Source organism: Pseudomonadota bacterium (assembly GCA_018823135.1).
In the GTDB taxonomy this organism is placed as follows: Bacteria; Desulfobacterota; Desulfobulbia; order Desulfobulbales; family CALZHT01; genus JAHJJF01.
Genome location: JAHJJF010000106.1, coordinates 16,996 through 31,568, shown reverse-complemented (window position 1 = coordinate 31,568; position 14,573 = coordinate 16,996). Strand labels below are relative to the sequence as shown.

Genomic DNA, 14,573 nt, shown 5'->3' with positions numbered 1-14,573 from the left:
CCTTGGCATGTTATATCTCAAAATTAATTATTTGGGCAGATAAACCTCCATGCCCATAAGCGGCCAGACAAATTGAACAGCTATCCAGACCACCACCATAAGCAGAATACTGGCAGGGATCCCGTAAGCAAAGAATTCTCCGGTGGTGAACTGCTTGGAGTTATACGCAATGGCGTTGGGCGCCGCACCTACCAGCAACAGAAAAGGCATACCGGCAACAACCAGGGCGGAGAATAAAATTACTTCACCTGCAACTCCGAGATAGGGAGCGATTACCAGTGCCACCGGCAGGGAAATGGCGATTGCCGCAACGTTCATGATGAAGTTGGTCATGATCATCACGAAAAATGCCATGCCCAGGATGAAGACGATTGCCGGGGCGCTCTGGAACAGGGTGAGCCAGTTGACTGCCATCCATTTTGCAGCGCCGGTTTCCCACAGGCAGAAACCGATGGACATGGCGCCGGCAAACAACAGAATAATGTTCCAGGGAATCTCTTCCAGATCATTGATGTCCAGAATATTGACGATGAAAAAAAGAATAGTTGAGATAAGGAGAATACCGGTCTTGTCAAGTCCCTCCAACGCCGGAACAAAGGCCTTTGCAGAGATGACCAGAATGGTCAGACCAACAATAAGAGAGGCCAGAATTTCCTTGGTGGACCAGGAGCCGAGCTCTATGTACATTCTTTTCGCTTTTTCCTTGAGTCCGGGAATGACTTTCTTTTCAGGTTTACAGACCAGCATGAAAAAGCCCCACAGCAGAAAAGTGAAGGCCCAACCGATGGGAAACATGTAGTAGGTAAGCTGGAAAAAACTGATATCCACTCCGGTGATATCCTTGTAAAATCCAAGGGCCACCGCACCACGGGCTGCACCCAGCAGGGTGATGATACTGCCGGCTCCTGCCACATATGCCATGCCGATGAACAGCCCTTTACCGAATTTGGTGGGACCTTGTTCGTCGGAGTACAGTGCGTATATGGCCATCAGCAACGGGAACATGGTGGCCGCAACCGCGGTATGAGCCATGATATGTGTCAGAGCGGCGGTGAGCACAAAACAACCCAGGTATATCATGCTGGTCTTTTCGCCGACAATGGAGAGCATTTTATAGGCAACACGTTTGGTCAGGCCGGTCTTGGTGAAAACCATACCGATAACAATGGAACCGAAAATAAAAAGAACCGACGGGTCCATGAAATCCTTGAAGGCCACCTTGGCAGGCCGGATAAAAAAAAGGGCCTGCAGCATGCCGATGGTGAGACTGGTGACTCCGATGGGAACCACTTCGAAGACCCACCAGGTCGCCGCCAGGCAGAAAACCGCCAGAGCGCCCTTTCCCTCCTTGGTTAAAAGAAAATGTTCCCCCATGGGGTCAACGGCATCCGGCCACAGGGGCGAATAATATACACCTAAGAATGCTATGACACCTATGGACAGAAACAGTAAGCGTTTCCAGTCAAACGGCACGTTTTTCATCGCGACACTCACATCAGCATTAGAATTTGTCATGACCCCTCACCTCATCTCCTTTCATTCCCTTTTTGGGCAAAAAAAAATCACAGCTTACAAACGCTGCATATCGCCTTGAAAATCTCCTCAAGCCGGATGACACCGATAATCCGTTCCTGATCAGAAACCGGCAGGATAACCTCTTTGGTGTGCAACATGATGGACAGGGCCTTGAGCAGGGAATCGCTCCCCTTGACCAACCTGTCTGTGGGCGTCATAAAACCCTTGATCTGCTCATCCTTTTTTTCCGTACACTTCATGAAAAAGGAATCTTCCCATAAAATCGACAGGTTGGGATACTCACCGCCCTTTCCTTCAAAGCCTTTAACCTTCGGCACTTCCACAAGGCGCTTATCAAGGCCCTCAAGAATATTCTCTATGGACAGCCGCCCCACAAGTTGATTCCGTTCATTAACAACCAGCATCTCTGAATATCTCAGACGGTTATTTTCGCCGCAGGTGAATTCCTGGATCGCCTGCACGGCATCATGGAGTGTTTGCGTTTCTTTCAGATGCGGATATCTTGCCAGAGGAATGATATAGTCCTTAACGACCGGATGATTGTCAGCAGTCACAAGTTTTCTCCTTATGAAATGTTTATTAAGTACTATTTGAATTCAGAAACTGTGGTTTCAAAAATACCTTAGCACTTCGTAAGCCGTTACGAAGACGCACGTCTCCTGTTTCAGAAAATCCTAAAATTATTCCGATGGTGATATATATGGATTTCGCAGGCGCTTCAACACCAAAAAACAGATAGACGCTTACCAGCTTTTACTTTTAATAATTTTCCTTACTTCCTCCTGGCGGCTCTTCTCGACAAGGAGCATTGTTTTATTTTTCGCTTGAGTTAATTTCTCAAGAAGCACATTCAAATCCAAAGGTTTCTCCAGAAAATCCTCAGCGCCCATTTTCATTGCGTCAATCCCGCTTTTAACCGTAGCATGACCTGTCAGCATTATGATCTGCAGATCGGGCTGTTTTTCCTTGAGCAACCTCAATGTTTCAATACCGTCAATGCCGGGCATGGCCAAATCCAAAACTATGGCATCAAAGGGCTTCTCGTCTATCTTGGCAAGGGCTTCTTCTCCATCCTTGACTGTATCAACAGAAAGACCACGGATTTCCAGCCGCTGGGAAAGCGCATCTAAAAACTGTACCTCATCATCCACCAACAAAACGTTACATTTGATTTGATCGGCCATTGCCTTCTCCTTATGTTAAAATACTACTTATCCGAATTTTCTAAAATTTCACGGGCCGTATCATATTCTCCTGCTTCAGCAAAGGTAACCGCTGTCATGGTTGTATTTATTTTTGCCTGGTATGCAGCCTTAATTCGGCTTACGAGTATTTCTATTTCTATGGGCTTATTCAAATAATCAAAGACCCCAAGACTCTTTGCCTCATCTTCATCCTTATCCGTTCCATGCCCTGTAAGAATAATTACCTGCAAATGTGGATATTTCTTTTTTACACGCCTGAGCACCTCCATGCCATCAATCCCCGGCATTTTTAAATCCAACACCATGACATCAGGTTCTTTATCATCCACAAAGCCCAGAGCTTCTTCGCCATTATAAGCAGTGTCAGTTTCAAGTTCCCGCATATTCAATCGTTCGGATAGAGTCCTGGCAAAAGACTCTTCATCATCAACTATCAATACTTTCATTTCACCCATGGAATACCTCCCGTTTATTGAATCATTTCAGAACTTAGTCTCTTTTCCCGGAGCTACCTGATTTGTCATCTTCAGTTCTACCGTGAATCTCTTTTGCAGTCTCAAACTCTCCGGCTTGTGCAAAGGTTGCCGCTACCATGGCATTTTCAATAACACCCAGAAATGACCTTAATTTTCTAAAAGAAATTCGCGATTTTTTTCGTCTATAAATCTCATGAATTTTAAAAATCAACTTGTCAATTTCAAAAGGTACTGTGATATCATCAGCAGCACCCTGCCGCATCCCTTCCATAGACCATGATATGTCAAAATCACTTGCCAACATGATGACCTCTGCTGTCGGGTTGGCCTGTTTCATCTCTGTCATGGTCTGCATGGCTTCTTTGCCCTGATTTCTGATATCGAGCAATACGATATCAATTTCATTTCCAGCAACTGCTTCAACAGCTGCGCTTCTTTCACTAACAGCTATAACCGAAAAACCCCGCTTATCTAATTTTTCCCTCAGGGCATCCTTGAAAATTGAATCCTTAACAACAACAAGGATTTTTGCATCCATATGTCCACTCTCCGGACACGAGTTGGAATTAATTTTCTCCGAAAACTATACAGAATTCAAGCCTTCTTCGAATCTCGTCTCAGCACTCAACCGACATCGTCCCATAAACTAAATGAATTTTCCTAAGCCCCAATTGTTCAAGGGCGACCAGATCCAATGGTTTTCTTGATACACATTTCTCCATGCCGGTTATTATCTGTCGCGCTTCGTCAAAAAGCCCTCCTTCAGCAAAGGTAATTGCCGTAAAGAGCTGATCCCACACATTTACCTTGGCGCTGACCTTTGCTGCAGGAATCATTGTTCTGGCAGTATCCCATTCCCCCGCCTCTGCAAAAGTTGCAGCCACCATCATGTTATCAAATGCCTCAACCATCTTTCTTTCAAATCTCAATAATTTAGTTTCCATAACGGGCCTCCTTGTTGGTGGTAGAAATCTTAGGGCCTTTGAGATTAATGCCTTTGCAGATAAATAATGCAACTACTATGCCACCGCGGCGACACTCAAGAAAAAGAACATAACTACAGCTACTTAAGTCAACCTTCACAACAAAAACCTCCGAGGCTGAAGGAGAACCACAAAGAAACAATATGGGACATTAAAGCTAAAACACCCAAAGAAAATACCTGTAAAACCAGCAGGATAGCCAGTAACTCCTGCAAGTTATTCGAAAATACCATAACGTTCTACAATGTTTCAAAATGAACCACATCCGATTATACGAACCCCTTATGCCATCACCGAATTACTGGTGAAAAACATTAGAGCGAAATGATGTTTTTTGAGTTGCAGAAAGATGCGCAAGGCCTTTGCACACAAGGGCCGGCGCCATAGACGGACAAGAATTGTCCACTTGAACACAGTTACTTCAAACCAGGGAAGAGAGAGTTACACTGAAACAGGCCTTGCCATTTTCATCTACCGTTGCAGAAAGTCCTGCCCCGAGTTCGCTCAGTGCATCGCCCAGCATACTTGAGAGAACGAGGGAACCCCGCTTGCCGTTCCCGGATTTCCAGGAACCACTGCACGACAATTCTATGCAGACTGACTGCCCCTTGCTTATAGTTGAAACCTGAATACAACTCTTTGCCTCAAACCTTTCAAAACAGTCGACAACGATGCAAAAAACCACATACTGCAAGAGAGATGGGTTATTGTAAATTGACGGCAGCTGGTTATCTGCAAAAAATGCCTCCAGCCGAATCTCCTTTTGCTTTGCCTTCCAGCCAAGCAAAGATAATTCCTCCTCCAATATATCATTGACATTAAAAGAAGTGCGCGGTTCATCCATGCGATGAGCAAAACGACTGAGATGCCCAACCCTGAAAGCCGCCTGAGTGGCCCGATCCCTTAGCGTTGCCATTATTTCGTGATAGCGCTGCCTCCCCCTGTCCTCACCCTGATTTTCCATGCTCAGCAAATCATCCATCAAACCGCTTAATTCCTTGATGATTGCCAGATGATTTTTAGACTCATGTGAATAACCGGCGAGGAGTTTGCCAACAAAAGCCAACTGCAGATCTTTCAGCGATTTACTGCTATCCATACTCAAGACACCCTCCTGCCAACCGGGATATTTCACGAACCAGACAAACCCCTTCGACGTTGCGCTGCAGCCTGGTTGATCTTGACCATCAGTTCGGCAATATCTATCGGTTTCATGATATATTCAAAGGCACCACCCTTCTTCGCTCCAACCCCTTCCGGGTCACCACCATGACCGGTCAGCATGATGACCTCAATGGAGGGATCGAACAACTTAATGTTTGCCAAAACATCCATCCCATCCATATCCGGCATTTTCAAATCAAGCAAAACAACGTCCGGAGAACCTTCCGAGCGGATCAGAGCGAAAACATCCTCAGCACAAACCACCGGAGTTGTGTCAAAACCTCGCAATCTCAAACGCTCGGCAAGGGTAACAACAAACTCTTTTTCATCATCCACCAACAAAACCCGTATCGCTTCCATCTTCACCATCCAGGCCGACCTTAAACTCAATCGGCAACATTATGTTAAAAGTCGAGCCAACACCGAGAGTACTTTCTACAGAAATTTTTCCACCTAGCTTTTTCACAAGGCCATAGGTTATGGAAAGGCCTAACCCTGTGCCCTTATGCTCGCCATGGGTTTTTGTCGTGAAAAACGGCTCGAAAATATACTTCATATTTTCTTCGGATATCCCGGGGCCGTTGTCTGAAATACGAACCCCAACAAACGCCTCACCATAACTGCAGGATGCAATGACGACCCTTCCGCCTCTCTCCAGTGCATCGATAGCATTATTAATGATATTTAACAAAATCTGCTGCAACTGCCCCTTGTCACTCTGGATTTTTGGCAAATTTTCCTGCAGTTCCAACTCGAATTTGATGCCGCGATACAGACTCTCTTTATCAAGAAAACTCAAAACCTCCCGGACCACCTCGTTAAGTAATATGAACTCCGGGGTTACATCCATACGTCTTGCAAAACCCAGCAGCCGATGAGTAATAACCTTGCAACGGTTCACCGCATCTAAAATACCGCCGATCTGACCATAAAAATTATCTTTATATTGAAAATCTCCTGAGATTTCAAGAAAGTCATGCATCAACCCCGCCTTCTCACTGATGATCGCCAGGGGATTATTAATTTCATGCGCAACACCGGCAGCAAGTCTGCCTATTGATGCAAGCTTACTTGTATGTTCAACTTCAGAAAGCATGGCCTCGCGCTTTTCGTCCGCCTCCCGAATACGACTCCCGAGTATATTTGCTGTTCGCAAAATCACGATGAATGCCAGCACAGCGCTTATAAAGACTATACCAATCAATTCCATCTTGAATGAGGACCATACTCTCTCATGGATATACCCACGCTTGACAAGGACCAGAATCCACGGAGTTCCCTCAATATAGGCAAAGGCCTTTAGACTGGTAAAAGAATCACCCTTTTCCACCTTCAGAGTCACACCACTTTTATAAGGAAGACTCTCCAGTGGAAACGTATCCCCCACTTTTCCAAAATAACGGGATGAGGTCTGCAACTCACCCGCATGGTTGATAAGAAAAATATCATCAGAGGCCTCCGTATCAATTGTTCCAATAAATTGCCCCAGCGTCTCGGCGTCAATGCTGGCCCTGAGCACCCAGTATTCCTCCAGACCAGGCCTTTTTTTCGTTAAAGCGATAACAAAATGAGGCATCTTACGATATCCCATAAACACTTCACTGACCGTACTCCGGCGCGCAATGGACTCTTTGAGCCACACCATATTGCGATACCCCTTCCCCCGGAATTCATACGGCCCTGCATAAGTTTGCTGAATGCCCCTTGGATCAATATATCCCAAGTCAACAAGGCCGCGCTTATGCTTCAGTCGGGAAAATAGTGAGCTCAGGAATTCTTGATCGGCTAAGTCTTCATGACTATACTCGTCAGCAATAAACCCGATTACCGAACGAAGCTCTTCAATAAATGCACTTATAGTCCTGCCGGCACTCTCCGCATTCCAGCGGATATGATTCTTAAATTCCTTTTCCAGGAGAACCTGATACTGGTAATAACTCAGGGTCGCGGCGACAACAAGGGGGGTCATGGTGATCACCGTCATTATTAAAAGCAGGGTACGGCGGAAATGCTTATAACGCTTGCCTACCGTAAAAGGCCTTGCAGCCTCAAAGGTATCCATGACCAGATACTTGAAAAGTTTTTTCAGGAGATAAATCATAGAGTGCCCCCTGTCATCTTGAACCGGGGAGAATAGTGCCGTTTTTCAAACGACCAGCCAGCACCCAGTCCAGTGCTTCGGAATATGGCCCAATAATGCCATCGAAAACGGTTATTTTTTTCCAGATGAGATACTCGAAATGAGCGCCTTCAACCCCACCACAAATAACAATGGAAACATCTTCCTTTACGGACAGGCCGCACAACTCGTCTCCGGATGCCCGAGGAAGAAGAATAATCCTAGGCTCGCCAAGAATGCGGCCTTCGATTGCTTCGGCAATGAGAACCTCCGTCGCTAAATCAAATCGGGCTGCAACATCATTTTCATGAATTGTAACGAGAATTTTCATAAGAAGTAAAACCTGTTAAATTGTCGGTCTCGCTAAAAGCACGAGTTTCTTTCAATCGTCAGATCGTCCTGTTATCTGACAATCGTCGGCTGTTTTGCTGGCCGACACCGACGCGTATCCCTTATTTAATTTATAGAAATTACTCAGGCCGATAATCCCGGTTTTGACTCTTTGCAAAATCGCCCTCAGGCAAGAGCGTGGTGTTTTAATTTGCGCCACAAGGTGCTTCGTCCCCAGCCAAGTATTTTTGCAGCCTCTATCCGCCTGCCACCGGTCTTGACTAACGCGTCAATGATCATCTGTTTTTCCATTTCATTCCAAGCCAAAGGCCCGGAAGCCCTGAATCCGCCGACAGGTTTTGCCTCCCCCTCGAACTTGGCCCCTTCAGAAGTCTTGCTATTCGCCTCCTCTGAAACCTGAAGCTCCTCTGAAAAAATATAATTCGGAAGATGTGCAGGCTCTATGGTACGACTCTGACAGATATTCACTGCATATTCCACAATATTTCTGAGCTCGCGAACATTTCCAGGAAAGGAATAGGATGACAACCTCTCAAAGCAGGACACATTGAACCCCTTGATATCCTTATTTAGTTTCCCGGAAAACTCCCTTAAAAAATGATCGACCAGGAGCCTGAAATCATCCTCCCGCTCCCGAAGCGGCGGAATATGCAGATGCAGGACATTCAGCCGGTAAAATAAATCCTCCCTGAACTTGCCCAGCCGGACAAACTCCCTTAAATCACGATGGGTCGCGGCAATGATCCGGACATCGACACAGACCTTCTTTGATCCCCCCACCGGGAAAAACTCCTTATCATCAAGCACCGTGAGCAGTTTCACCTGAAGCGGCAGCGGCAGATCACCGATCTCGGTCAAAAAAATCGTCCCGCCGTGGGCAAGCCTGAACATGCCGGGCTTGTCCCTGTCAGCCCCGGTAAAAGCGCCGCGAACATGCCCGAAGAGTTCGGACTCGAGCAGCGCCTCAGGAAGAGCGCCGCAATTGATTTTAATGAATGGCTGCGGCGACCTTTTCGAAGCCAGATGGATCGCCTCGGCAAACAGATCTTTTCCCGTGCCGGTTTCACCGGTAAGCAATGCCGATGCATCAGTTCGGGCAATAATCGGCAGCAACTCGAAAATTTCCTGCATCTTGCGACTATGACCGATTATCTTCTCCGATTTTGAAAAACCATGAACCCGATCCTTTAAAAGGGATATGTCTTCAAGACAAACAACAACTCCGGCAATTTCACCACTTGCTCTTTTTAGCGGCGAAATCGTAAACCGAACAGGCTTTTTCTTGCGATTCCTATTGATAATATCCGCCTCAATGGTAACTGCCACACCGGATTGATACACTTCTCCTACAGGATCTCCCTCCTGCCCGAGACTGCTCCGAATAATGTATTCACCTCGAACCCCATAGGCATTTTCCCGCGAATAACCGGTAAGCGCCTCCATGACCTGATTGACGGCGAGCACCCGGAGGTTCGAATCCAGGAGAAGCACCCCATGGGGGATCGAGTCGACAAATCCTGAAAAATCCATACCCTTGAGTATGGCGCTTATTGCCTGAGGATTAGATTGTTTTTCTTTTGCAGGCATCAATACACTGTCCCCCCATCAACCACCATGAAACATTTCAAGACACAGGCATCCTTTCAGTCCCAGAATCACACAAAAAAAAACCGTAATCAAGTAAATTATACTTAATTACGGGAAAAACGTTTCAAACCGTAGCGAGAAGTGCCACCAATTAAGCAAAAAACTACCTGCTACATCAAGTGCCAACAGTAGAACAAGAAACCAATGATCACTTATCAAGCATTTTCACTAAATCCTTGATTTCGGTGACCGGTTTGTTGCAGATAAAATTCTCGCAGACATAGGCGGTGGCCTTGTTATCCCGCATTGCGTACCATTCTAGAGCGGGCTGAAACTCCGCCAGCTGTTTCTGATTTTTCTCCGGATCAACCACCATCAGAATACTTCCCGGCAGAAAACGCTTGCGCACCTCTTGAAGCATCTTCTTAGTGTCTTGCGCATCAAGGTGCCCGAGAATTATCACCTGCTTTGGTTTTGACAGAGAATAATCAAGGGCAACAAGCATCTGCGGCATGGCTGAAGGATTTTCAAGTAACCTTGCAGCAGCAGCTGTAACAGTATTTTTAGCGATCTCCCGCCATGCTTCCTTGTCGGCAAACTGCGCCAGGCGCAGGAGATTTATTGCGGCAATTGAATTGCCCAGGGGCTCTGCCCCTTCAAAATCAGACTTCACCCGAATGGGCAGGCCAGTATCTTTCCCCGCCGATTCGAAAAACCCACCCATTTCCTTATCAGAAAACAATGCTATCTGGGTGACGGTCAAATCCGCAGCTGTTTTGAGCCAGTAAAAATCCTGCGATGCCTCGTAGAGATCAAGAAGTGCCTGAATAAAGAATGCATAATCATCGAGCATACCGTTAATGCCCGATTTACCTGCCCGAAACCGGCGAAACATGGTTTTTTGCTTGGGATCATACAATTCCTTGAGAATAAATGCCGCAGCCGTCCGGGCAACCTCCAGATACTTTTCCTCGCCGGTCACCTGATAGCCCTTGGCAAAGGCGCTGATCATCAGGCCGTTTTCAGCGGTGATCACCTTATCATCCAGATGCGGCCTCGGACGCACGTTGCGCCTTTTGATGATTTTTCGGCGCGCTTCATGGAGTTTCTGTTTTATTTCTTCGGGTGGTTTGCCAAAATGCGCAGCTGTTTCGGCAAGGGACTGCGCCTCATACAGGATATTTCTTCCTACAAATTCCTGATGAGGATCTTTCAATACATTTCCATCTTTCTTGACGCCGTAGTGAAAACTGAACACATCAGCCTCATCTTTGCCGAGTATCTGGTCGACTTCCTTGGCAGTCCACACATAAAACGCACCCTCGCCATGCTCCGCAGGATTTTCCGGACGGGGGCTGTCGGCGTCTTCTGCTGAAAAGAAAACACCGTTGGGATCGGTCATGTCACGCAGTACATACCCAAAGATATCCTCGACGCTTTCCTTGAACAGGGATTCCCCGGTAATCTGATAAGCCTCAAGATAGGACACGGCAAGCTGGGCCTGGTCATAGAGCATTTTCTCGAAATGCGGCACTCGCCACTGATCATCCACGGTATAGCGGTGGAAGCCGCCACCCATATGGTCGTGAATGCCACCCGCAGCCATTTTCTTGAGCGTTGTAAGCACCATTTCCAGAGCTTTTTTGTCGCCCGATCTTTTATGAAAACGCAGCAGGAAATTCAATCCCACCGGCCTGGGGAATTTGGCATCGGTGCCAAACCCGCCGTCTTCAGTATCATAATGACCGGCAAAATCCTGAAATCCTTTGAGCAATATCGACTCGGTCAGGGGTTCTTTATTTTGAGGATCACGTTCAGGCTTGATCGCTGCCACCAGCTTGTCAGCCTGGTCGAGAAGTTTCTGGCGGTCGTCATGCCAGGCCTTATTGATGGCAATGAGCAGATCGGCAAAACCCGGCATGCCGTACTTTGCTTCCGGCGGGAAATACGTACCCGCATAAAACGGCAATCTGTCCGGGGTGACAAACACCGATAACGGCCACCCGCCGCTGCCGGTGAGAGCCTGGGCCGCTTCCATATAAATCCGGTCAATATCCGGCCGTTCTTCACGATCGACTTTGATACTGATAAAATACTTATTGAGAATCGCCGCAACATCAGGATTCTCAAATGACTCCCGCTCCATTACATGACACCAGTGACAGGTGGAATAACCAATGGAAAGAAAGACCGGCTTGCCCTCCTTGAGCGCCTGCTCAAAAGCCTCATCACCCCAGGGAAACCAATTAACCGGATTAAATGCGTGCTGAAGAAGATAGGGGCTGGTCTCGTTAATCAGCCGGTTGGATTTTTTTCCCAATGCCAGTTGCCGCGCAACATAGGCCGCAGCAGTATTATCTTTTTGAGTAGAAGACATGATTTCATTCCCCCTTTCTCCGGCTGAGGTTATCATCGGCTGCAAAAGGACTGCTAAAATCGTAAGTATCCGGATTATCATAGGTGCAAACATTTAATTCTCCGCGGCCATAGGCCATCCTCAAGATTTTTTTACTTACAGGCAATCTCTGCGCCTGGAAGAAGACTGTGCAGGCACTCTACAAGAATCTTTTCTTCTTCTCGAGTGAGTTTCGCGCCCTTCTTGACCATCGCCCTGATAGTATTTCTCCATTTCCATTTACTTTTCTTCCCCAGAGACTGGCAGATTCTTGTCTTATAATGACATTGCTCGCACTGTGTTTCAAGAAGCGGACCACATCTATTTTCAGCAGAAATTTCCTGCAACGGAAAAAACATCAAGAGCGTCGCGACACTCAAAAAAAGAACTAACAGTTTCATACCTGTACCCCTGCCATTAGCATTTAACAATTCCCCACAGAAGATACTGTAACAAAAAGTTGCTGACCCTTAGGTAGATAAAAAACCTTTGCCCATCTTCATTATTATGTCTCTGCACCAATATCTGTAAGAATCCCGGAACGTTCCGGAGTATAGTTTATTTCAAGAAAGAACCTTGACAGCAGAAGAGCTATTAGTAATAATTATTAAGATTATGAATAAGAACCTTTCCATATTCTTTTTGCAAATACTATTGTTCCTTTTTCAGGGGATAGCAACCGCCAATCCTGCCTTTTCATTTCCTTTCATGAATATAAAACCCGGGGACTCTCTTCCTGAACTTGTTTTCAAAGATCTTCACAACCAGCAAGAGGTGCGCTTCAGTGGAAATGACGACCAGGCGCTGCTTTTTGTTTTCTGGGGAGCAGACCTCCCTGAAAAAAAACAACGGGCCACAAAAATTCTCAACAATATCCAGGAATCACTGAATTTTTATCAAAACAGAAATATCAGGGTGGTATCAGTAAATATCCAGAACAATCCGACGCTGGTAATCAATGAGATACTCCAGAATGCCGAAACAACTTTCATGGCCTGCACTGACCCAAAGAACTATGCATTCAATGAACTCGGTGCCTTTATCATGCCTTCCATTCTCTTTGTCACCAGAGACGGCAAGATCGCTGCCGGCATTGGCTACAGCCGCAGGTTGAGCGAAATTCTCGCAGGGAAAATCCAGGTGCTGCTCAATGAAAAAACAAAAGAACAGGTCCACAACGAGCTGTATCCGGAAATGACCCATAAAACACCTGAGAGAAACAAGGCCGAAACCCAATTTAATTACGGTATGAGCCTTGTTCAGCGAAACAGGTCCGAAGCGGCGGCTGAAATTTTCCACAAGGCCATTGCCGCAGACCACGAATTCGGCCCCCCCTATATTGAACTGGGGTGCATACTTGTGGAACTGGGAGATATTGAAACCGCTGAAAACATGCTTTTCAGGGGAATGGATCTCATCCCTGATTCAACAAACGGCAAGGTGTGCATGATCAAACTTAACGAACTGGTAAAAAGTCGGATCTGAACAGACCAACCTTTCAGTCGCCCACAAAGGAAGTCTTTCATATATAGAAAATCGAAGACTTACAAACTCATAGCGTAGCTGGAGCTTTATTTGCGAGGACGACAATTATCGCCCCCAATAATTTCAATGAGTTATAAGAGGAACACGCGTCCGCATCGTGCTTTTTTACAATGCCGACAAACTTGTAAGGGAAAAACGTCTTGTAGAATTCCCTGTCGCTCATTGATTTTTCAAATAGCGGGGAGTTTCCCTCCTGGATGGCTGACCGTTCGGAGTTAAAGAAGAAAAACTCTGGCGACTTAAACTTTATTGCCATTTAAAATAAAAAAAGCCCGGAACGAATCCGGGCTTCATAATAATTTCTTTTGTTGTTTCAGACGATAGCTAAGTAATCCGAAAAAGTTGCTTTGGGCTCCGGCTCCTGTTTGTCATTCTGTTGTTTTTCCATGCCGGTCCTGGGGACCACAATTTCGTTGATTGTTCGTCTTTCCTGCCGCTTTCTTTTATCCTTCATACTAGAGAGAAAAACAACAACACCTTCCTGGACCGAATGACGCCTATCAAGTGATGACTTGCGCCTCTCACCTTTTAAAATTTTAGCGCTGGGAATGTGTTCTCCCCTTTTTTCCCTCAACGAATCTGAAATGCTCCTTACTAAAATATTCACAACTGCACCTTTTGTTCATCGTGTTTACTGGGATCATTGAACCACCAAACACTTTGTAAAGATTTTAAGATAAACAACGCCTTTATATATCCTATCGGCAATTCTCAAAATATCTTTACTACTTTTACAGGCAAGGGCGCTTAAAACAGGATGCCACGAGGGAGCCTATAACATTTACAATGATTTCCATGACCGGGGGATAACACTTCAGAGGAATAAAAATCTTGCGGAAAAGTAATGCAACCTACGGAGTTGAAATAATCATAATTCTTCGATGCGGCCTGCGGAGTCAATGAATACAATAGTTCACGCGCCGTCTTTGGCCCGGGCATTACCCTGCCCTTTTGACTTTGATCCGCCCCATTTAATGATGCCGTAAATTGACAAAACAAGATAGATGGCAAAAAGGGTGGCTTCCGCAGCCATGCCCTTCATAGTAAAACAGATAACCCAGCCCACATTGGAAACCGACCAGATATACCAGCCGGCAACTTTCTTCTGGATATTGTACCAGGTACCCAGGAGGCTTAAAGCAGTAAGAATCCACTCAAACATGTCTCTCCTCAAAAATAGTAGTAAAAAAAATTATCGTTTATAAACGTCCA

At 46.1% G+C, this 14,573-nt stretch carries 16 protein-coding genes; 1 reads left to right on the top strand and 15 read right to left on the bottom strand.

Annotation, left to right across the window (positions count from 1 at the left end):
• Positions 1-27 precede the first annotated feature (27 nt).
• The 13 genes from KKE17_11975 to KKE17_11915 form a co-directional block, all read right to left on the bottom strand.
• A complete protein-coding gene (locus tag KKE17_11975; GenBank protein MBU1710714.1) occupies positions 28-1,515 on the bottom strand; it encodes an SLC13 family permease in 1,488 nt (495 codons plus the stop codon).
• 47 nt (positions 1,516-1,562) lie between these two features.
• Positions 1,563-2,090 (bottom strand): CBS domain-containing protein, encoded by a 528-nt coding sequence (locus KKE17_11970; protein MBU1710713.1) that lies wholly within the window; start codon positions 2,088-2,090, stop codon positions 1,563-1,565.
• 189 nt (positions 2,091-2,279) lie between these two features.
• A complete protein-coding gene (locus KKE17_11965; GenBank protein ID MBU1710712.1) occupies positions 2,280-2,720 on the bottom strand; it encodes a response regulator in 441 nt (146 codons plus the stop codon).
• 23 nt (positions 2,721-2,743) lie between these two features.
• On the bottom strand, positions 2,744-3,196 hold the full coding sequence (locus tag KKE17_11960) for a response regulator (GenBank protein ID MBU1710711.1): 453 nt from the start codon (positions 3,194-3,196) through the stop codon (positions 2,744-2,746).
• A gap of 34 nt (positions 3,197-3,230) precedes the next feature.
• Positions 3,231-3,755, bottom strand: coding sequence for a response regulator (locus KKE17_11955; protein ID MBU1710710.1), 525 nt, complete (start codon positions 3,753-3,755; stop codon positions 3,231-3,233).
• Between the two features lie 79 nt (positions 3,756-3,834).
• Entirely contained in the window at positions 3,835-4,161 is a 327-nt protein-coding gene (locus tag KKE17_11950) for a hypothetical protein (protein ID MBU1710709.1), read from the bottom strand.
• Positions 4,162-4,621: 460 nt separating this feature from the next.
• Entirely contained in the window at positions 4,622-5,299 is a 678-nt protein-coding gene (locus KKE17_11945) for a hypothetical protein (protein MBU1710708.1), read from the bottom strand.
• A 32-nt stretch (positions 5,300-5,331) separates the two neighbouring features.
• Positions 5,332-5,724 (bottom strand): response regulator, encoded by a 393-nt coding sequence (locus KKE17_11940; protein MBU1710707.1) that lies wholly within the window; start codon positions 5,722-5,724, stop codon positions 5,332-5,334.
• Positions 5,693-7,465, bottom strand: a complete 1,773-nt coding sequence (locus KKE17_11935; GenBank protein ID MBU1710706.1) for a two-component sensor histidine kinase — start codon at positions 7,463-7,465, stop codon at positions 5,693-5,695. Before KKE17_11935 ends, KKE17_11940 begins: the two co-directional genes overlap by 32 nt.
• A gap of 13 nt (positions 7,466-7,478) precedes the next feature.
• Entirely contained in the window at positions 7,479-7,814 is a 336-nt protein-coding gene (locus KKE17_11930; protein MBU1710705.1) for a NifB/NifX family molybdenum-iron cluster-binding protein, read from the bottom strand.
• 185 nt (positions 7,815-7,999) lie between these two features.
• The gene (locus tag KKE17_11925) at positions 8,000-9,421 is read right to left on the bottom strand and encodes a sigma 54-interacting transcriptional regulator (protein ID MBU1710704.1); all 1,422 of its coding nucleotides are present in this window, start codon (positions 9,419-9,421) and stop codon (positions 8,000-8,002) included.
• A 208-nt stretch (positions 9,422-9,629) separates the two neighbouring features.
• Positions 9,630-11,798 (bottom strand): thioredoxin domain-containing protein, encoded by a 2,169-nt coding sequence (locus tag KKE17_11920; GenBank protein ID MBU1710703.1) that lies wholly within the window; start codon positions 11,796-11,798, stop codon positions 9,630-9,632.
• Between the two features lie 131 nt (positions 11,799-11,929).
• Positions 11,930-12,217, bottom strand: coding sequence for a hypothetical protein (locus tag KKE17_11915; protein MBU1710702.1), 288 nt, complete (start codon positions 12,215-12,217; stop codon positions 11,930-11,932).
• A 307-nt stretch (positions 12,218-12,524) separates the two neighbouring features.
• On the opposite strand from KKE17_11915, the gene KKE17_11910 reads away from it, so the two are divergent.
• Entirely contained in the window at positions 12,525-13,301 is a 777-nt protein-coding gene (locus tag KKE17_11910) for a redoxin domain-containing protein (protein MBU1710701.1), read from the top strand.
• 373 nt (positions 13,302-13,674) lie between these two features.
• Here KKE17_11910 and KKE17_11905 read toward each other — a convergent pair whose 3' ends face one another.
• Positions 13,675-13,968, bottom strand: a complete 294-nt coding sequence (locus KKE17_11905) for a hypothetical protein (protein ID MBU1710700.1) — start codon at positions 13,966-13,968, stop codon at positions 13,675-13,677.
• Positions 13,969-14,274: 306 nt separating this feature from the next.
• The gene (locus tag KKE17_11900) at positions 14,275-14,523 is read right to left on the bottom strand and encodes a nicotinamide mononucleotide transporter family protein (GenBank protein ID MBU1710699.1); all 249 of its coding nucleotides are present in this window, start codon (positions 14,521-14,523) and stop codon (positions 14,275-14,277) included.
• Positions 14,524-14,573: the final 50 nt, after the last annotated feature.